Here is a 16,505-nt window from a genome sequence, read left to right as displayed (position 1 = left end):
CGATACCAGTTATTTTGTTGAAAACAGGAATCCTTCACAAGCTGTTACATCTTGTCCTTTTACAGTGCAATCGGCACAATGTTTTTCAGCCAATCTACGTTCTTGTAATCCTAGTTCTTTCCGTTTGACTCTAGCCTCCTCGCGATTCATACAATCACCAACTTTCTAGCTGTATTCTGCCATCGATTCAAGGTCATGGTGTATCTCTTTTAGGCGATTTTTACTACGAATGATTTCAGTATTATCGTTGTCTTTTAATGCTTGAGACAAACTAGCAAGCTCGTAATCTTGTTCCAGTGCTAACATGTGGCGGTACTGACGTTCAATATCAACTTTGCGAATGATTTTCACTAATGGCTTCAAGGCTTCAGCCACTTTATGGTTATTGGTCTGTTTCCGTTCTGCGCTGTCGATAATTTCACTTAGAAGGTCATTGACATTTGAGATTAATAAAAATTGATATAACGGCAATCGTATGAAGTTGTGCTCTTCTTGGAAAACAAAAACATCTTTCAAATTAGTAACCTGTCGAGTTCGAATATCAATAATAATTTCCTTATCTTCCATAGGAATAAAATGAAATACTTTACCGCCTTTATTAATTGAAAGATATTGATAAGCAAAAACTATTCGTAAGTTGTTACCTACTATATTTGTATAAAATGGTTTTAAAAAAGTAACTTCCATGTCTCCACCTTCTTTCTATTGAAGTAACTCTGTATCATAAATTGAGTAATCACATCGATAGATTAAAAGAAATTTGCCGTCAATAAGCAAGGCTGTAGATTTATCAATATCTGTTGAGAAGTAACTCACATCATTACCAGCAAATGTAGCAAGTGGTTGTCCTGATTGACTTCGTATTAAAACAATTTTACTTTTACCTGATGTAAGATTTTGAAGGTCATTTACTAACCGATTTAAGAATGGTACCGACCTGTCAAAGTTCGTAATATCAACTTTTTGACTGTACTCATCAAACAAGTTTTGAAGCCCTGTCTCGTAACTTAACAAGCTACTACCAACATGAAGCATTTGTTTTCCACCGACTGTAATGTTGAGAACTGAAGACTTCTCAACTGTTTTACCTTCAGAATCTTTAATGGCAAATTCGCCATCTGCATTAACACTAATGCTTTTCCCTTGTACACGATCGATTAATTGACTATCTTCATCGTATGTTTGAATTAACATGTCACGACCAACTAATTCTTCTTTCAAGTTACCGAGCCCAAACTCTATTAAGTTACATGCCGATAGCACAAAAACGAGGGTTGCAACGATTAATATTTTCAGTAAATTTCTCATATTGAATCTCCTTGTTTATTAAATTGTTCTAATGCAGTATCAATTTGTGTTTGGATCTTTTTCTTTGTAGTTCCTTTATTTGAATCGATTGTTACCTCAAAACCGCAACGACATTTTCTAGTAAATAGGTTATCATCAACGTTCAAAGCCCCATGAAATTCACCAGTACTTTCAACCGTACCTACATTGCCATACCCACAATTCGGGCAATCATTTATAAATGGGGCTATCCTTAAATAATCTCTTACATCCACTCTTATCTTCCTTTCATTCGCTTAATCCTCATATTGTGTAGTAACTCTATTTAATGATTTTTGTATGCTCGCATTTTATACATTCATAAATAGATACTTGTTTCTTGGCTAAACTCTCTATTTCCTGATAATTTTCGGTAACTGCTACAGGATAGTAATTGTGCTTGCATATTAACTGAGCGAACCTTTTTCGGAGTGACATTTTAAACATGTTTCTACTGCTCCATTCCTTTACGTTTTGCACTATTAAACTTAGCTCTAAAACGCTCCAAAACCCATACTCTTTCATAATGGTTTTCATCAGCAACGTCAATACAAGTTTGTATTACTTCTTCAACAAGTTCATCCATTCGCTTCATAGCCTGCTTGTATACTTTTTCATCCTCCGACAAATCATTTTTCCTCCTTCTTCAACTGAACAATATCTTTCTGACACACTCTTCAAAATATACATTGGAATATTACCTAAATGTCTGTATGATATTTTAAGGGGGAATTAAAAATGTATGATTTTTTTGAAAAGATATTGAATTTGTTTAAATTCACTGGTTATTCAATCTTAGCTATATGGTTATTTTTGTATATAAAAATGGATAGTCTAACTGATGGTAAGGATGCAAATGAATACATCCTAGATTTTTACAATTTTTTGGATAAAAATATTTTAGAATTTACATTTGCTGTTGCAATACTTGAAGTAATTAACGCCTTAATCAATATATTTTTAAAGCCATTATTCTCTGAAGATGCCAAACATATGTTGAAACATGATTTAAAAATAGCAAATTTAGAAAATAAAATTGAGCAGTTAGAAAATGCTATACGCACTAAGCAGGATAAATAATCCTGTCTTTTTTTTTGATACACAAAATGCACAAGCTTCAAGAGATGGTTTAGTTCTACAATCTGGTAAAATCGTATTCACCAGAATTAATTATTAACGATTGCGACATTCTATTAAACTTCCTTTCCTGACCATTTTTACTTCCTATAAGTCCTACAAGGTAATACAGCTACTCGAACTGAATCATCCACAGAACTGAAATAGCATGGCCGGAACTTACCTGTAAATTGCATGTTACAAGTTTGCAAACCTAAATCTTTCAGCAGCTTGAATGTCTTTGCTAGTAATGAAACATCAAAATGAATATTCACTTCACTTTGGTTAGGCTTCTTATCCATCAGGTGGTAGGTGCTAGTAAACTCAATACCTCGATAGAATATTTTATATTGGTCACCTTCTGTCTCAAATCTGAATGCCCCTAAAGGTGATTCACCTTCAACCCTTTTCACTGCTTCTAGTGCTTGCGTTAAGAGCAACATTTCCTTCACGTCTAGCTCTAGAGTTTCTGATATTTCATCGTTAAAAAATCTTTTGTAATCATATACAGGCACTTTAGATGTTTTGCCTTCTAGTGTAATTGTGTGATTTGGTTCCTCCGGACTCACATTTATAATAAGAACTGCAGTAATCGCATTGGTCATAAATAGATGACCATTTTCATCGATATGAACGACACGACTTGCTTCTCTTGGATGATCTAAATTTGTAAAATGCTTAGCGTGTTTCATGAGTGTATCGAGCATTCTTTGACATCTCCTTTCTCGAATAGTGGGAGATCAATGCTGTCTGAAATAACTGCCATGAGGTAAACTTTAAAACTACCTTTTGAACCTGTACGAGCATTGATATATGCAATTTGCAAACCATCTTGGTACTGTGTATATTCGATTGTCCAAGACTTGCCCGATAATTTTTTTAGCATTTCATCGATGATTTTCGAGTTAACTACTGCACCAGTTTTCAAGCGAACAGGCTTCATTTTCCCAAGGTTTTTGAAATCTGTAATTTCCGATTTACGAGTACTAATTTTAGATTTCAGTACACTAATACAGGCCTTAACCATGTTAATTTTCAAATCTACTTTGTCATGTTGTTCACGATTACCATCGTCCTTACGTCCAATCTCACGTTTTTGCTGTTGCGCCTTTTTTATCTCTGTTTGATGCTCTTCAATTTTGATTTTAAGATTTGTGATATCAGCTTCAATACGTTTCACTTCTTCATTAATCCACACATTGAGCTTCATTCGCTTCACCAGCCTTTGCTAATAGCAGTTTCAGTTTTCCTGAAAGAGCAAGGAACATATATCTTTCTCCTTGATCAATTGCCATGTCGATTGCAAATTCAAGATTTGCTATCTCTACTCCCAAGACTGCATCACTCATTTCCTCTTCAGATGCATCAAAGCTGATTTGGTTATATGCGTTTACCAAGTCTGTCAACTTGTAGTTATTACTGATTTGTACATCCATAGCCATATAAAACCCTCCTAATCCTTTTTATAGAATGGTGTTTCAAAACCGTCAGCATCTAAAGGTAGCCCCTCAGCCCAGCTGATAGGTCGACCCATGATTTCCTCAATGGTTACGATTGTATCTACCTCAGATTCCATTACAGCCTCATCGTGAATGTGCATGACAATTGGATATCCTTCTTTGTCCAGACGTAACATCGACATTGCTAAGCAGTCTCTAGCAATTGCCTGCACCGCATTCTCGGTAAGTTTCCCACCGTATGTGGATTGCTCACACCATGCTTTAGTAGTACCATCAACACCCCAAAAGACTATTTCCTGTTTACCTTCAAACTTTTGATGATCTCGTAATCTAGCTTTGTAGTAGCAAAGTCTACGACCACTTGGCAGTTGCATTATTAGAGATCCATGGTGCATGAAGAAATACATACCTTTATTAAATGAAATGACATCACCAGCGCTTTCGATAGCTCGTATTGCAGCTGCTTCAATGTCCCACCAAAGCTTTTTAATCTTTGGGTTTGCCTTACGCCACGTATCAACCAACGGTTTAAGTTCTGATTGCGGGATACCCATATCAAGTGCACCCATTGAGATAAGCGCATTTTCTCCACCTTGGTACCCTAATGCTAGTTCTGCAACTTTACCTTTTTGGCGTAATGGTGAACCCTTATCAATCGTTTCAATTGGCACTTTAAACATCTGTGCTGCTGAGGCTTCGTAAATCTTACCATGTGTATTAAACACTTCTAAACGCCATTTTTCACCTGCAAGCCATGCAATAACGCGAGCTTCAATAGCTGAGAAGTCACTTACTGCAAAAGTCTTTTTCTCGACTGGAATAAAGGCTGTTCGAATGAGCTGTGATAGCACAAATGGTACTTGGTCATATAGCAGCTCAAGAGTTTCTAAGTCAGAATTTTCAACTATTTCCCGAGCAATATGAAGATCGGATATTTTATTTTGCGGCAGGTTTTGCACCTGTACCAAACGTCCGGCCCATCTACCAGTACGACTTGCACCATAGAACTGTAGTAAGCCTCTTACTCGTCCGTCTGCACATACAGCAGCTTTCATTGTGACAAACTTAGCTGTGCTTGTTTTAGATAGTTCCTGTCTGATCTCAAGCATCGTTCGAATATCGCCATGGGTTTTAGCAATGGCCTTTACCACTGTCTCTTTTTGAAGATTCGAAAGCTCTAATCCTTGCTCCTTAAACCACGCTTGTAATTTGCTTGGACTGTTCGGATTCTCTAAACCTGTGATTTCCTGTCCAGTTTTCATCAAAATCGCTTTGTATGCTTCATCGATTGCAAGTGCCCCATCAACCACCTTCATATCTAGTAGAACACCCCGGTCATTAATCTCCTGGTCTAAGTGATACAAAGTCATCTCGAAACGGTCTGATTTACTTCCAAGGTTAAGATACTTGTCCACTGCATCTCCGACAGCTTTTTCTGTTTCTACATCCTGTCGACAATAATCAACGAATGCACTCCACTTTTCTAAATCATCTTCAGGCATATTACGTGTTCGCTTGTCATTTTTAGTCGGCTTACGTGGTTTCGAGAAGAAATTAATCAAGAGTGTTCCTGCACTGTCTTTTTGTTCATCTAACTCAAGTGCTAGCGCTGCATTTTTTAACGTTGCGGGTAACCCTGCTTTCATAGCATCAACCATGGTACAGCGCCATTGCTTAGGATCTAAGAAGCCAAGGCCCGTGAAGCTTTTAAACATTTCAATAGGTTCATAGTTTCGTTTAAGATAAGAACTTAATGCGATACGTTCGAATTGTGCGTTAAATGCTTTTTTCAATACTTTTGGATTTACTAAAGCTTCAATTATTTCAGGTGGAATAAATTCACCGTTTGCAAGCTCGACTGTTTTTGTTGGTTGCCCATCTACTGAATAAGCAAAGATGAGTATGTCAAAGTCAGGAGCTTCACAGTACTTGTAGACACCAACTTTTTTTAGGTCGTAGCTTGAATATGTTTCAATGTCGATATTGAGTGTTTTGATTGGTACCTCATCCTTTCTTCAAAAGCTCTATTAGTTCATTCAAAGGAATGAATTGAGTTTCAATCACTTTAATGTTTCGGATATTAGTTTTTGAGAATCCTTTTACCTCGAATTTTTCTATAGCATCTTGGACGGAATAACAATGAAAAGAACTATACTGCATATGCCCTTTACTTGGGTTAAAATGATGTATTTCATAAGTTATTTTCATTGGCCATACCTCTTTCTTTACGCTTCAAACCATTAAAGAACATAGGTGCATGATTTTCGCGAATCGCTTTAACTACCCAATGCGGTTTGCGATAATATATTCTTGTCCCAACCTTGTTACTTACTGCGGTATGAACTTTATACCGATTCTTTTCTTGAATACCGAACATGAAAGTTTTAGTTTCTGTATTCCATATTCCGTACATTCCTGTTGCTGGACTTTTAGTCATTCAGGTCACCACCTAAAAATTCCTGAAGTTGTTCTAGTGACATTTTACTTACTAGCTCATGTGCTTTCTTCCGAGCTATCTTTGTATCTTTCTGACGCTGTACGGAAGCCTCAAATGCTTCTTTTGTAAGCCATAAACGGTAATGTGTACCCCAACCATTAGACTTCACTTCATGTGTGCGTTGATTGATACGCTCTGCTAAGAACCTTTTTTCCAGTAAGTTGTCTTTATACTCCTCGATTAAATCTAGTCGCATAGCATAAGCACTTGTCTTATTTACTTCAATGATTTCATGTTCAGCGATTGAGCGCCCATTCTGTCGTAAAAACATTTCAATTGGCTCAATCAAACTCGCTGACCAACTTCTAAGGGCTGATATTTCTTAGCTTTTGCCACCGTACATTCCCTCCTCTACAGCTTTCCAGAAGTCCTCTACACTAGCCCATAACTTAAACTCGTACTTACTGTTTTTGTGCTTGTTTGTGAGCGTATTGGTATGAAAGCGACGTTCGTGTAAGTGATTCACTGGTCTAGCATAGATGCCACCTTTTTCTAAGCGAGTTATGATGTGTTCAGTAATGTATGGTTTGGACTGTTCTACAGTGTTTCTGACTGAAACCCATACACGCTGATTGACTTCAAACTTTGGTTTCATTCTTGGCACCTTCTTTCGCTTCGAGAGCAGTTAGGTAAGCTTTTACATATTCAGCTTCAGTGATTTCTTCTAAGTGATCCTCAGCCCCATATCTGAAATCAGTATCAGATTTGATGTACATGGTATCTAGCCCGTTTAAGCGTTCAAGGGTTTCACCTTGACGTCTCATAATGCCATAAGTGAAATTAACCATTCTTTCCGTATCAATATTTTTTATGTTCGCTTCTTCAACAAGCTTTTCATAGAATGCTTTAATCTGTTTCCCAAGTTTGCTATTCTTCTTTGGCATTCCTTTTTGAGTGAATGCTTTTAATTGATCGCCTTCAAGTACATCAACATCATGATAGTAATAATTAGGCGAGCAACTATAATGTTCACACTCAGGTAAATCAAATTCCTTACGAACAGCTTGAGTAATCTCTAATAATTTCTTTTCTGCTTCACGTGAAGCAAGAATCGCTTTGAAATAATTGCCTTCGGGCTTTACTCTGTAGAACTTCATTTGGATCAGCTCCCTAATAGTTTTAAAGGTACTTCCTTCCCTTCGTTACACCTAAAATCTTGTATTTCTTCCTATTAAATAGGCATTTTAGGTATAAAGAAGGGAAGGCCTAAAAATAGACCTTCCTTATGCAGTTTTAATCAAGCAATGCATCTATCTCACATTGTTCTTTTAATTGTTTGTGGCGTTTTAATCTAATCAGTTGAACAATATATTTCATATCTTTAACTTGAGTGTTTTCAACATATCTTTTGAATCTAGCAACGGTGTATCCTGTAGCTGTCTCAACAACAACTAAGTTATTCTCGTTAAGAGTTTCAATATAAGTTTTGTAGTGATACTCTTTTTCTCCAAAACCTGTGGCACTTAGACTACTAGGAAAATTAACAACAGCGATCTTCATTATTGACTAGTCCAGTAGATTTTCGTCTTCAGAGAAATCGTTATCTACTTCATCAGCGAAGTCAGATTCAGCAGATGCACCACCAGCTAGACGTTCACCGTCACGAGTTTTGAATAAGTTTTGTAGTCCAGCTGCAATACCGCGGTTGCCATTAGCATTGTATGGGTAAAAGTTAACGGACACTTTACCGAAGCAACCGCTGTAGAACTCGTCCTCGTCAGTGATTTCAACAACAGCACCTGTACCCTTTTTCACGATACCAGGCTTATTTTTTGATGTAGCATTGAAGAAGTAATGACCTGCATACGTTTCATCATCTGGACGTTCCTCGTCACCGTCACGTAATGGCAATTTAAGCGTTGGTGGAATTTTACCGTTCCATTTTGCTTTACCTTCTTGCTTAGCAGCTTCAACAGCTTCATTGATCTTTTTGATTGTATCTGTATCCGATTTTGGGATAAGTACTGCCACTGAATACTTTGGTTCATTACCTTCAATTGATGAGGGCTCCCATACGTTTGCATAGCTCATACGAGCCTCGTTTGTAATTACTTTAGTACCTTCACGTTTTGCCATTTTAAATTCCTCCAATGTTGGTTTTTATTATTGTTTTTCACGTAAAGCTAATTTGAAATATTCATTCAAGTACGGCTCAAGCTTTACAGCTCTTGCTGTGTATATATCAACTTCAATTACGGATACTAGTTTTTGATCATTGCTGTTTGTAACCAAACTAAGTAAATCGAGAGCAGAGCTTTTTGAATCAGCTATTTTTGTCTCATCATCTTCCATTAATCCACTATCATCTTTAGTTGTAATAAGATAGCGTTTCATTTGTTCACCACCTCTCAAGTTGTCACTTCTAACGCTTTTTCAGTTAATCGAATGGTACGTGGTTTTTGCTGTTCCATTTCGATATAACCTTTTTCAACTAAGCCTAATAAATGTCTTTGTACAGTTGATATAGAAGAGAGGTTAACACCATCTGCAATTTCTCGTACTGTAGGTGCATACGTATTTTGTTGTCTGAAATCGTGAATGAATTGAATGATAAGTTTTTTACGATCACCTAAGCCTTTTGCTGTTGTATACATGTTTGTCACCTCTCTTTTTATCAACTGACTGTTCTACATTTAAACCAATGGTTTATAAATTAATCAAGTAAATCGTCAGCAAAATCATTAGTAGCAGATTCAGCTGATTGAGTAGCCGGGCGTTTATCATCTTCAGTAACCAGTACAGGTTTACCTGGCGGTTTTACGATTACGCCTTCTAGTATTTCAGCGAATGCTTTTTTGCCGACTTTCTTTTCTAGGTTTGTGATAGTTTCAAGTTTTCGAGGAGCGTATAAGTCATCATCTTTAACTCCACCTTTTTCAAGTAGTAATTCAATTGCTTTTGCTTCATCAGTAATGGCCCGATTGCTGCGACCTTCGACTAGTTTGAATCCTTCATAACTTGTCCCGTTAAGTGCTTGATCTAATGCAAAGGCTTTAATGTCCTTACACCATTTTTCAATATCATCGACCACGAATAGGATTTCAGCTAGTTCAGTATCAGTGAGTGTTGCAGGTTCAGGTGTGTCCAGTTCAATGGATCCATCATCAGCAAATTCAGCTTTGGCTGTTTCTAGTGCTTCATCAGCTCTAGCACGACACGATGATTTGATTTTACAGAACCTACAATGTTCTCCTGGTACATAATCGCCATCACCGATATCTGCCATTTCAGCTTTAGGTTTCACTTCTACATTCGCCCATCTATATAAATCCTCTGCTGACATTTCAAAAGTGGAAATGCTGTCTAGCCTTGGTTGTACAATCGTCATGTGTACTTCTTGAATGTCATACAGAACATCATGAGCTGTGATTGCCCCTAATGCATAGAGCTTCATCTGTGGGTTTTCATAGGCATCTACCGGAACACCCTTGCCGTACTTTAAGTCGATGATCTCTAGCACACCGTCTCGTACGATAAGAACATCTCCAGTACCAAACCCATCAGGTACCCACTGACTAAAGTCTAATCGTTGTTCAATTAGCACAAGTGCATCAGGTGTTTCAAGTCGAGCAGCATTGACTCGTTCCATCACGAAATCCGTGTATACTTCGACCATATCTTCCATCTCTGGACCATAAAACTGCTTTTCCTTTTTAAACTTGTTGATACGTCTAGTTGCTTGAGCTTTCGTAATGTTACCAAGTTCACGGCCAAGAATAATTTCACTATATTCATGAGCCTGTGTACCTTCCTCTGCAAACTCACTTTCAGGCTCAGTAATTCCTTGATTAGCTAGCTCTTGCATGTACAGCCCCTCTGCTCTTGCAGAAGGTGTACATGTCAGCCAACGTTTTGATCCAGAGGCGCTTAATAATGCATGGGCACGTTCACTGTGTCCTGTCATTACTCTTCACCTACAGCTTCCTTAATAGCTGCTAATAGTTCAGGAAACTTAGCTTCAGGTACAGACGATAGTTTTTCAGCATCAAAGGAAGTTAGGATTGCTTTGAAATCAGCTTGGCGCCCTTTAGCTGTTAGTTTAGTAGCTTCGGCACGAACCATTTCAATTGTGATACCGTGGTCCTCTGTTGTACTATTATCAACTTGTTCTGTCGTTTCTTTAGCTGTTTGTTCTTTTGCTTTATCAATACGAGCTTGCTTTTCAGCTTGGATACGGTCGAACTCAGCTTTTGAAATTTCTTCAAGGCCTTGTTCAAGGTGTTTAGTTAACTCTTCGCCTTTATTTACTACAAGTACTGCGCCTGATTCTTCATGGAAGAGATACGTTCGCTTAGAAGCTGTAGTTGATGCCTCTTTATTTGTATGTGCCGATGTTGTTGTTTGCGTTAAATCAACGGCATCCGCCACTGATATATTATTTGAAGGAGCCCCTAATGCTCCAAGGAATGCACTAACTAAACTAATAACCTGTGGATCTGCTTTAATAACGTGAGTAACTTCAATTTTCATTTTTGTTTTCGCTCCTTTTGTGCTACAATAGCACTGATATTCATTGATGTGATTTGTCATTGCCGTTAACTGTTCCAGCAGTTAGCGGTTTTTTACGTTCATGGACTGTTGCTCCTAATACTTCAATAAAGTAATCTTCCACTGAGTCAAGGTGGATAGCTTTATCATTCACTACGAAGTAAGCCTCGCTCTCTTTAATCTCTTTCCCAAACATATCTGTTGGTGGTTTAGGCTTAATATCAGCTGAAGCGTTGTATTGCATCTTTTCCTCTGGCTTTAATACTTCAGCATTTATTGTTGCAATGATTAATTCTGCCGAATCAGTTACAGATACACATTTTTGAGTGTCGTTTGTGTGTACTGCGGTCTGACCTTTTGATGGCATGTATTCTACTCTTGTGATTGCTGAAACTCTGATACGAGTTTTTTCTCCGTTTATGGCTCCTGTTAATTCAATGAATTTATCCATTATCTGATCCCTACTTTCCAAAGATTAATTCAATATCAGACTTTTTAGCTTTACGTGCTTTCAACCTCAAATCCGATTCACTATAGGTAGCTGAACGAATCATATCACTAGTGAGACGTTGTTCTTCAACGAGTTCAGCAATACCCTGTGTGTTCAAATCTTTTTGAGGAACTTCAAGTTCTGCAGCAAGCTCCTTTTTACTCAAAACAGACTTTGTGACATTACCTACAGTCAGTACATAAGGCATGTTATTCTTGTAAGCTAGTACTTTGCCGTGCTTTTGAATGTGATCAAACAGTTTACCTTCAAGCTTGTCTTGTTGATCTTTTAGATTTGCTCGTTGACGTTTAACATCTTCTATTTGCTGGTATAAACCATTAGCTTCAGATTGCTGAATTTGAATGTTGATTTGTATATCATTCATAAGCTTGTCCTCCTATTCAGTTTTAAGGTGCAGGTATTACTTTGGGCTGTCCTGTATAGCGATGCATTAGCTCCCACTCATCAGATGTACATTTTGAGATAAGCCAGTTCTCGCTATTTAAGTTCAATGACTGTAAATGCATACGTTGAGCAACTGTTAAACGTTTTCCGTTTTTCATAAGCTATTACCCTTTTAAAAGCTTGATAGCATCTTCAACTACACGCTTTTGCTCTTCTGTTGTTAGTTCACTTAGAAGCTTCTCTAACTCTACTTGTGTGCGAATTTTGCTCTCGCTTACTGGTTCGTATTTACGAAGCGTAATGTTACTTCCCTCAATGAAGATTTCTAGTGGATCTCTTTCCTTAATTCCAAGATTATCTCTAATCTCTTTTGGCAAAGTAACACGTCCTAGCTCGTCTACTTTTCTTGTCATACCTGTTGATTTCATGAAATGTTTCCTCCTTAGTTTTAAATAGTAGCAAGGTATTTCTAGTCCATTCCCCTGCGAGCTATTGATAGCCCTGCGATGTCTGGCATCGCTTTGAAAACTCTAAATTTATTTAACAAAATACATAAACATGGTTTATTTTTAGATATCTAACAACCACTTTTAAAGTTACCAAAGCGAGAACAGAATCTCGCATTCTATTTAGTTACCTACAAGTTTGGTATTATCATTTCGAAATCTATGTTTCTCTGTCCGTGTTTGTCTCAACATTATTGCAACTGCTTCTTGATATCGTTTTTGTCGTCTTAGTGTCTGCATTTGTTGCGTAACGGAATTAATTTCTCGAGCAGTTAATGCTTTTGTCATGAATTGAGCATATTTTGTCATTTGGACACCTTGCTTTCGGTTTAATTATGGAATAAAAATGAAATAAATCCTAAAAAACCTAAATTTTATATAAAGAAATACATAATTCCACTTGAAAAAGAGTACTAAAATCTGTTAGAATGTAAACAATTAGTAAAGTATTTTATAGTCATTATTTTTGTTGTTTATTGACTATTGTTTATGCTGATTCACTAGATGTTGGCGCATCAAGTAAATCATTTATTTCTTTCCAGAGTTTACGAATAGTCTTTCTTCCTTCTCCCCAGTCTTGTAACAAATTGATTGCGGCATTAGGGTTCTCTTTAGAGAGTTGACTAAGCTTCACTGGTAGATAAGCATACATTCGAATCAAATCTTTATTTTGCATGGGGTTTCTTAACCTCCTTTCTTTTCAAACAATTAGTAACCGCCGGTTTTAAAAAATGGATTAAATATAGATTAGATAACCAGAGGTTTATAAATCTACTAACTTTTATACCAGACATCAACTACCTTCCGTTTATAAAACAATTTGTTTTACATTACGGTTGAGTGTTTTCAATCTAGCATATTCTCATAATACATAACCAGCGGTTTAAAATCAAGAAATAATTTCTATTTTTCCTAAAATAATTTAAAGAAGGTGTTTTTTGTGAATAAAAAAGATAAAAACATTACAGAAGATCTAGTAGTTACAGAAAAGCAAACTGACATAGTGAAAGAAGTAAGAAAACAGATGAGTCCTATTCTTGGGATGCATTTAAAACATTTGAGACTGAAACATAAGTTAACACTAGCAGAAGTAGCGAATCGTTCTAAATTAACGTCACAAGTTATTAGTTATTATGAACGCGCTCTAAGAATCCCTACTGTGGAATCTTTAGAAAAGCTTGCAGCTGTTTATGACGAAAATATAAATCATTTAATATCACTTCGTGAAGCCACAGTTCTTGAAACAGTTACTATCTTAGGTGACGAGGCTCCGGCATCTCTTCGAACAGAGAGAAATATGATTGCTCATGCGAGAGATAAAAACGATTACTCTACTAAGGAGTACGAGTTAGTTACTGATATTAGAGAAGTTCCCTCAAATATTTTTGTTGATAAATCAAAAGATTCAATAGACCTTGGTGATGGAGAATTTGCAACCCAAGATGAGATTGAAGAAGCTAAAGCCTTCATTCTCGCTCTTCGTCAACTGAAGAAAAAATAGAACGTTTGTTCTTGTTATTCTGTATCCTTATGCTACCATGATAAGTAAATGTTTGTAAAGTAGAAATTCATTCATATTCTCAAAAATATTAGTTTATCCCATAAAAGGAAGTGAAAACCTTGTCCCTAAAGGATTTGAAGGTGTCTAAAGTATTAAGAGTAGCTATTTACATACGCGTATCTACTAAATTACAAGAAGACCGATACAGTTTAAGTGCCCAAACAGTAGAATTAACTCGATATGCTAACCAGCAAGGATGGGAAATACTTGACATTTTCAAAGATGTTGATAGTGGAACTAAGCTCGATAAAGATGGTCTCTCTGCTCTTTTAGACTGTGTGGAAAAAGGACAAGTAGATGTTGTCCTTTGTATTGAGCAGGACCGCCTCTCTCGCTTAGATACGTTGAAATGGGAATACTTAAAAGATGTATTACGTGAAAATAACGTAAAGATTGCAGAACCTGGACGAATGTCAGATTTATCAAATGCCGATGATGAATTTTTCTCTGATCTTAAAAACTTGTTAGCTCAGAGATCAAGACGAGAGTTACTTGGAAAAATGAATCGAGGAAAAAGACAATATACACGTGAAGGTAATGTGTGGGGTAAACAACCTGAAGAATATGACTATGATTCTCAAACCAAGACATTATCAATTAATCCTGATCGTGAATGGGTTATCCCCCTAATAGACCGACTCTATCTCGATGAAAAAATGGGTTTACAAAAAATAGCCACCCACTTGAACAGTATTAGTAAAACAGCTAAGAATAAAAAATGGACTGCTGTACAGGTTCGAAATAAATTAAGAAACCCAGCCTACCATGGTCAATTACGGAAAGCTTTTGCCAATGGTGAGACTATTATTGAGGATAATGTTTATCCCCCTCTTCGGTCAAAAGAAACTTTTGATCGGATACAAGAAAGGTTAAATCAACGTCATACAAAGATAGGCTCTGGAGAACATCATTTTCTTAAATCTATCGAGATACGTTGCGCTGATTGCGGAAACATCTTAAGTATCCGAAAAGGTAGTTACGTAGATGGTGAGTACAAACACTATTTACGTCATTCTAATGAGTATGTAACCCCCTGCCCTAGTTTGCCAAGCGTTAATACTGACAGAATAAAGGAGCCCTTGCTAACTTTTGCTGAGGAATATCTGACGGGTGAAGAATCTGTAAAAAGTTATTTCGATTTAGAATTTGAAGATGATGAAAAACTAAAACAACTAGAGTTTGAAACAAAAAAGATTGAACAGAACATTAAGGACAACCATGAAAAACTGGACAAACTACTCGGTCTGTACTTAAGTGGTAAATGGTCTGAAGAAGTGCTTGATAAAAATAAACAGGAAATTGAAAAAGAAACTACTGAACTAAAAGACTTATACGAGGTGAATATTAAAAAAATTAATCTTATAAGAAAAAATCAATACTCTTTTGATTCAATGGTTAATTACGCAGAAGTAATACATGGTTCTATGGCTTTTGGTGCAAAAAGCTTAGGATATTACGAAGAGGAGGATTTTCAAGAACTATTAGATAACATGTTTGAAAAAGCTGTATACGAAGATGCAACAGAAACCCTGAGAATACGATTACGGATCAGACCAGAAGGTATTCCATGGGACGTGCCAATTAAATTGGATCCTCCAAATGCGATACAAGAAGCTGAAAAACTTGAAGCGCAGCGTGAGAGATATAACCATACTCAAAAACTTATTAACAGCCAATGTCGAATTATTTCTTTCACTGAGTTAGTTAAATTATCCCCTCACACGGCTCACACGCTTCGAAAAGACGAAGATACGTTCGGTCCATATAAAAACCTTCAACTTGGAAAAGGAAGCTTAGAACGCAAGGAAATGCTTGTTAAAGAGATTAGTAAAATCTTGGCTACACAGCCTGATCTCGGAGCTCGAAAAATTGCTAATGAACTTTCAATGAGTGAAAAGACTGTGCTTAAGTATATCAAGGAATACAATCTACGATAACACACCCATTGATGTGAATTTAATACACTTTTATAAACTATAAGAGCTTGTTATATATGGTACCGCTTAGTATTTCGATGGGCGTAACGATATTAGTAGGTTTTGAAATAGGTGCTGGCCGTATGCACGATGCTAGACTTTATAGCTATTTGTGTGTCGGGACCGCGATTTTATTTAGCTTTATTTCAGCTTGTATCCTTTTTATCCTTCGTGAGCCCGTTGCAAATATGTATACAACTGATGGAAAAGTGCTAGAATACGCCGTTCATTTTTTAATATTCGCAGCCATTTTCCAGCTATCTGACGCTATCCAAGCGCCTGTACAAGGAGCTTTAAGAGGGTACAAGGATGTTACAGTGACCTTTATTATGGCCATCATTTCTTATTGGGTGATCGGCTTGCCTGTAGGATATGTACTGGCAACTCATACAGACTTCGGACCGTTTGGCTACTGGATTGGACTAGTCGCAGGTCTGACAACAGGAGCGATTACTTTATTAATACGTTTATTACTCGTTCAAAAAAAATCTACAAATATCGCTAAAACAACAATAGCAAACTAGATTTCTAGTTTGCTTTTTTTATTATAGAAGTAAAAAACTTATGAGAGCCATCCATATTCCCTATTCTATGTATTATAAAATCCTCTTTCTCCTAACTTTCAATCCATTGCACTACGCTTTCGCACAGAAAACACTTGTTGCTGCCGCTACGTTAAC

At 36.8% G+C, this 16,505-nt stretch carries 28 protein-coding genes and 1 pseudogene; 4 read left to right on the top strand and 25 right to left on the bottom strand.

From position 1 onward, the window contains the following. Positions 1-9 precede the first annotated feature (9 nt). The 5 genes from ACFXN8_RS06445 to ACFXN8_RS06425 all read right to left on the bottom strand — a co-directional run bounded on the left by ACFXN8_RS06445 (position 10) and on the right by ACFXN8_RS06425 (position 1,954). Positions 10-150 (bottom strand): hypothetical protein, encoded by a 141-nt coding sequence (locus ACFXN8_RS06445; RefSeq protein WP_386843736.1) that lies wholly within the window; start codon positions 148-150, stop codon positions 10-12. A gap of 15 nt (positions 151-165) precedes the next feature. Further along, a complete protein-coding gene (locus ACFXN8_RS06440) occupies positions 166-687 on the bottom strand; it encodes a transcriptional regulator (RefSeq protein WP_386843732.1) in 522 nt (173 codons plus the stop codon). 15 nt (positions 688-702) lie between these two features. Continuing rightward, the gene (locus tag ACFXN8_RS06435) at positions 703-1,308 is read right to left on the bottom strand and encodes a DUF5052 family protein (RefSeq protein ID WP_386843730.1); all 606 of its coding nucleotides are present in this window, start codon (positions 1,306-1,308) and stop codon (positions 703-705) included. Further along, a complete protein-coding gene (locus ACFXN8_RS06430; RefSeq protein WP_386843728.1) occupies positions 1,305-1,562 on the bottom strand; it encodes a DUF3797 domain-containing protein in 258 nt (85 codons plus the stop codon). Before ACFXN8_RS06430 ends, ACFXN8_RS06435 begins: the two co-directional genes overlap by 4 nt. 215 nt (positions 1,563-1,777) lie before the next feature. Next, positions 1,778-1,954 (bottom strand): hypothetical protein, encoded by a 177-nt coding sequence (locus ACFXN8_RS06425; RefSeq protein ID WP_386843726.1) that lies wholly within the window; start codon positions 1,952-1,954, stop codon positions 1,778-1,780. 110 nt (positions 1,955-2,064) lie between these two features. On the opposite strand from ACFXN8_RS06425, the gene ACFXN8_RS06420 reads away from it, so the two are divergent. Continuing rightward, positions 2,065-2,406 carry a hypothetical protein gene (locus ACFXN8_RS06420; RefSeq protein WP_386843724.1) on the top strand — a complete coding sequence of 114 codons (342 nt, stop codon included), beginning with the start codon at positions 2,065-2,067 and terminating at the stop codon, positions 2,404-2,406. Positions 2,407-2,543: 137 nt separating this feature from the next. Here the strand turns inward: ACFXN8_RS06420 and ACFXN8_RS06415 are convergent, their stop codons facing one another. The 20 genes from ACFXN8_RS06415 to ACFXN8_RS06320 all read right to left on the bottom strand — a co-directional run bounded on the left by ACFXN8_RS06415 (position 2,544) and on the right by ACFXN8_RS06320 (position 12,964). Continuing rightward, entirely contained in the window at positions 2,544-3,149 is a 606-nt protein-coding gene (locus ACFXN8_RS06415; protein ID WP_386843722.1) for a hypothetical protein, read from the bottom strand. Then, positions 3,131-3,652: a hypothetical protein gene (locus tag ACFXN8_RS06410; RefSeq protein WP_386843720.1), complete on the bottom strand. Its 522-nt coding sequence runs from the start codon at positions 3,650-3,652 to the stop codon at positions 3,131-3,133. The genes ACFXN8_RS06415 and ACFXN8_RS06410 overlap by 19 nt, the downstream gene beginning before the upstream one ends. Further along, on the bottom strand, positions 3,630-3,884 hold the full coding sequence (locus ACFXN8_RS06405) for a hypothetical protein (protein WP_386843718.1): 255 nt from the start codon (positions 3,882-3,884) through the stop codon (positions 3,630-3,632). Before ACFXN8_RS06405 ends, ACFXN8_RS06410 begins: the two co-directional genes overlap by 23 nt. An 11-nt stretch (positions 3,885-3,895) precedes the next feature. Then, on the bottom strand, positions 3,896-5,899 hold the full coding sequence (locus tag ACFXN8_RS06400) for a DNA polymerase (protein ID WP_386843899.1): 2,004 nt from the start codon (positions 5,897-5,899) through the stop codon (positions 3,896-3,898). A 7-nt stretch (positions 5,900-5,906) separates the two neighbouring features. After that, positions 5,907-6,110, bottom strand: coding sequence for a hypothetical protein (locus ACFXN8_RS06395; RefSeq protein ID WP_386843716.1), 204 nt, complete (start codon positions 6,108-6,110; stop codon positions 5,907-5,909). Beyond that, on the bottom strand, positions 6,094-6,339 hold the full coding sequence (locus ACFXN8_RS06390; RefSeq protein ID WP_386843714.1) for a hypothetical protein: 246 nt from the start codon (positions 6,337-6,339) through the stop codon (positions 6,094-6,096). The genes ACFXN8_RS06395 and ACFXN8_RS06390 overlap by 17 nt, the downstream gene beginning before the upstream one ends. After that, positions 6,332-6,688, bottom strand: a complete 357-nt coding sequence (locus tag ACFXN8_RS06385; RefSeq protein ID WP_386843712.1) for a hypothetical protein — start codon at positions 6,686-6,688, stop codon at positions 6,332-6,334. Before ACFXN8_RS06385 ends, ACFXN8_RS06390 begins: the two co-directional genes overlap by 8 nt. A gap of 33 nt (positions 6,689-6,721) precedes the next feature. Next, the gene (locus tag ACFXN8_RS06380) at positions 6,722-6,994 is read right to left on the bottom strand and encodes a hypothetical protein (RefSeq protein ID WP_386843710.1); all 273 of its coding nucleotides are present in this window, start codon (positions 6,992-6,994) and stop codon (positions 6,722-6,724) included. After that, positions 6,978-7,496, bottom strand: coding sequence for a hypothetical protein (locus ACFXN8_RS06375; RefSeq protein ID WP_386843708.1), 519 nt, complete (start codon positions 7,494-7,496; stop codon positions 6,978-6,980). The genes ACFXN8_RS06380 and ACFXN8_RS06375 overlap by 17 nt, the downstream gene beginning before the upstream one ends. A gap of 136 nt (positions 7,497-7,632) precedes the next feature. Then, on the bottom strand, positions 7,633-7,899 hold the full coding sequence (locus ACFXN8_RS06370; protein ID WP_386843706.1) for a hypothetical protein: 267 nt from the start codon (positions 7,897-7,899) through the stop codon (positions 7,633-7,635). A gap of 6 nt (positions 7,900-7,905) precedes the next feature. Continuing rightward, positions 7,906-8,475 carry a DUF2815 family protein gene (locus tag ACFXN8_RS06365; protein ID WP_386843704.1) on the bottom strand — a complete coding sequence of 190 codons (570 nt, stop codon included), beginning with the start codon at positions 8,473-8,475 and terminating at the stop codon, positions 7,906-7,908. Between the two features lie 27 nt (positions 8,476-8,502). After that, positions 8,503-8,733 carry a hypothetical protein gene (locus tag ACFXN8_RS06360; RefSeq protein WP_386843702.1) on the bottom strand — a complete coding sequence of 77 codons (231 nt, stop codon included), beginning with the start codon at positions 8,731-8,733 and terminating at the stop codon, positions 8,503-8,505. A gap of 14 nt (positions 8,734-8,747) precedes the next feature. After that, positions 8,748-8,993 (bottom strand): LexA family protein, encoded by a 246-nt coding sequence (locus ACFXN8_RS06355; protein ID WP_386843700.1) that lies wholly within the window; start codon positions 8,991-8,993, stop codon positions 8,748-8,750. A gap of 59 nt (positions 8,994-9,052) precedes the next feature. Then, positions 9,053-10,303: a DUF2800 domain-containing protein gene (locus ACFXN8_RS06350; RefSeq protein WP_386843698.1), complete on the bottom strand. Its 1,251-nt coding sequence runs from the start codon at positions 10,301-10,303 to the stop codon at positions 9,053-9,055. Continuing rightward, complete coding sequence (locus ACFXN8_RS06345; protein WP_386843696.1) at positions 10,303-10,869, bottom strand: hypothetical protein; 567 nt, start codon at positions 10,867-10,869, stop codon at positions 10,303-10,305. The genes ACFXN8_RS06350 and ACFXN8_RS06345 overlap by 1 nt, the downstream gene beginning before the upstream one ends. A gap of 40 nt (positions 10,870-10,909) precedes the next feature. Then, positions 10,910-11,338, bottom strand: coding sequence for a YqaI family protein (locus ACFXN8_RS06340; RefSeq protein ID WP_386843694.1), 429 nt, complete (start codon positions 11,336-11,338; stop codon positions 10,910-10,912). A gap of 10 nt (positions 11,339-11,348) precedes the next feature. Further along, complete coding sequence (locus ACFXN8_RS06335; protein ID WP_386843692.1) at positions 11,349-11,762, bottom strand: hypothetical protein; 414 nt, start codon at positions 11,760-11,762, stop codon at positions 11,349-11,351. Positions 11,763-11,784: 22 nt separating this feature from the next. Continuing rightward, complete coding sequence (locus ACFXN8_RS06330) at positions 11,785-11,940, bottom strand: DUF6906 family protein (RefSeq protein WP_386843690.1); 156 nt, start codon at positions 11,938-11,940, stop codon at positions 11,785-11,787. A gap of 6 nt (positions 11,941-11,946) precedes the next feature. Beyond that, positions 11,947-12,210: an AbrB/MazE/SpoVT family DNA-binding domain-containing protein gene (locus ACFXN8_RS06325; protein WP_386843688.1), complete on the bottom strand. Its 264-nt coding sequence runs from the start codon at positions 12,208-12,210 to the stop codon at positions 11,947-11,949. A gap of 565 nt (positions 12,211-12,775) precedes the next feature. Continuing rightward, a complete protein-coding gene (locus ACFXN8_RS06320) occupies positions 12,776-12,964 on the bottom strand; it encodes a hypothetical protein (protein WP_386843686.1) in 189 nt (62 codons plus the stop codon). Positions 12,965-13,228: 264 nt separating this feature from the next. Between ACFXN8_RS06320 and ACFXN8_RS06315 the strand changes: the two genes are divergently transcribed. From ACFXN8_RS06315 to ACFXN8_RS06305, 3 genes and pseudogenes are all read left to right on the top strand, one after another. Further along, complete coding sequence (locus tag ACFXN8_RS06315; RefSeq protein ID WP_386843684.1) at positions 13,229-13,789, top strand: helix-turn-helix domain-containing protein; 561 nt, start codon at positions 13,229-13,231, stop codon at positions 13,787-13,789. Positions 13,790-13,929: 140 nt separating this feature from the next. Next, a complete protein-coding gene (locus ACFXN8_RS06310) occupies positions 13,930-15,786 on the top strand; it encodes a recombinase family protein (protein ID WP_386843682.1) in 1,857 nt (618 codons plus the stop codon). 32 nt (positions 15,787-15,818) lie between these two features. Further along, a pseudogene (locus ACFXN8_RS06305) lies at positions 15,819-16,349 on the top strand (MATE family efflux transporter); the annotation flags it as partial. Positions 16,350-16,505: the final 156 nt, after the last annotated feature.

This window comes from Lysinibacillus sp. NPDC059133 (assembly GCF_042755925.1).
GTDB lineage: Bacteria > Bacillota > Bacilli > Bacillales_A > Planococcaceae > Lysinibacillus.
Note: the sequence above shows the minus strand (reverse complement) of the source record. Positions and strands in the feature narration are given on the sequence as shown.

Coding starts and splice junctions, on each gene's coding strand:
- ACFXN8_RS06445 (WP_386843736.1), bottom strand. CDS start 150: ATGAATCGCGAGGAGGCTAGAGTCAAACGGAAAGAACTAGGATTACAA.
- ACFXN8_RS06440 (WP_386843732.1), bottom strand. CDS start 687: ATGGAAGTTACTTTTTTAAAACCATTTTATACAAATATAGTAGGTAAC.
- ACFXN8_RS06435 (WP_386843730.1), bottom strand. CDS start 1,308: ATGAGAAATTTACTGAAAATATTAATCGTTGCAACCCTCGTTTTTGTG.
- ACFXN8_RS06420 (WP_386843724.1), top strand. CDS start 2,065: ATGTATGATTTTTTTGAAAAGATATTGAATTTGTTTAAATTCACTGGT.
- ACFXN8_RS06415 (WP_386843722.1), bottom strand. CDS start 3,149: ATGCTCGATACACTCATGAAACACGCTAAGCATTTTACAAATTTAGAT.
- ACFXN8_RS06410 (WP_386843720.1), bottom strand. CDS start 3,652: ATGAAGCTCAATGTGTGGATTAATGAAGAAGTGAAACGTATTGAAGCT.
- ACFXN8_RS06405 (WP_386843718.1), bottom strand. CDS start 3,884: ATGGCTATGGATGTACAAATCAGTAATAACTACAAGTTGACAGACTTG.
- ACFXN8_RS06395 (WP_386843716.1), bottom strand. CDS start 6,110: ATGAAAATAACTTATGAAATACATCATTTTAACCCAAGTAAAGGGCAT.
- ACFXN8_RS06390 (WP_386843714.1), bottom strand. CDS start 6,339: ATGACTAAAAGTCCAGCAACAGGAATGTACGGAATATGGAATACAGAA.
- ACFXN8_RS06380 (WP_386843710.1), bottom strand. CDS start 6,994: ATGAAACCAAAGTTTGAAGTCAATCAGCGTGTATGGGTTTCAGTCAGA.
- ACFXN8_RS06375 (WP_386843708.1), bottom strand. CDS start 7,496: ATGAAGTTCTACAGAGTAAAGCCCGAAGGCAATTATTTCAAAGCGATT.
- ACFXN8_RS06370 (WP_386843706.1), bottom strand. CDS start 7,899: ATGAAGATCGCTGTTGTTAATTTTCCTAGTAGTCTAAGTGCCACAGGT.
- ACFXN8_RS06365 (WP_386843704.1), bottom strand. CDS start 8,475: ATGGCAAAACGTGAAGGTACTAAAGTAATTACAAACGAGGCTCGTATG.
- ACFXN8_RS06360 (WP_386843702.1), bottom strand. CDS start 8,733: ATGAAACGCTATCTTATTACAACTAAAGATGATAGTGGATTAATGGAA.
- ACFXN8_RS06355 (WP_386843700.1), bottom strand. CDS start 8,993: ATGTATACAACAGCAAAAGGCTTAGGTGATCGTAAAAAACTTATCATT.
- ACFXN8_RS06350 (WP_386843698.1), bottom strand. CDS start 10,303: ATGACAGGACACAGTGAACGTGCCCATGCATTATTAAGCGCCTCTGGA.
- ACFXN8_RS06345 (WP_386843696.1), bottom strand. CDS start 10,869: ATGAAAATTGAAGTTACTCACGTTATTAAAGCAGATCCACAGGTTATT.
- ACFXN8_RS06340 (WP_386843694.1), bottom strand. CDS start 11,338: ATGGATAAATTCATTGAATTAACAGGAGCCATAAACGGAGAAAAAACT.
- ACFXN8_RS06335 (WP_386843692.1), bottom strand. CDS start 11,762: ATGAATGATATACAAATCAACATTCAAATTCAGCAATCTGAAGCTAAT.
- ACFXN8_RS06330 (WP_386843690.1), bottom strand. CDS start 11,940: ATGAAAAACGGAAAACGTTTAACAGTTGCTCAACGTATGCATTTACAG.
- ACFXN8_RS06325 (WP_386843688.1), bottom strand. CDS start 12,210: ATGAAATCAACAGGTATGACAAGAAAAGTAGACGAGCTAGGACGTGTT.
- ACFXN8_RS06320 (WP_386843686.1), bottom strand. CDS start 12,964: ATGCAAAATAAAGATTTGATTCGAATGTATGCTTATCTACCAGTGAAG.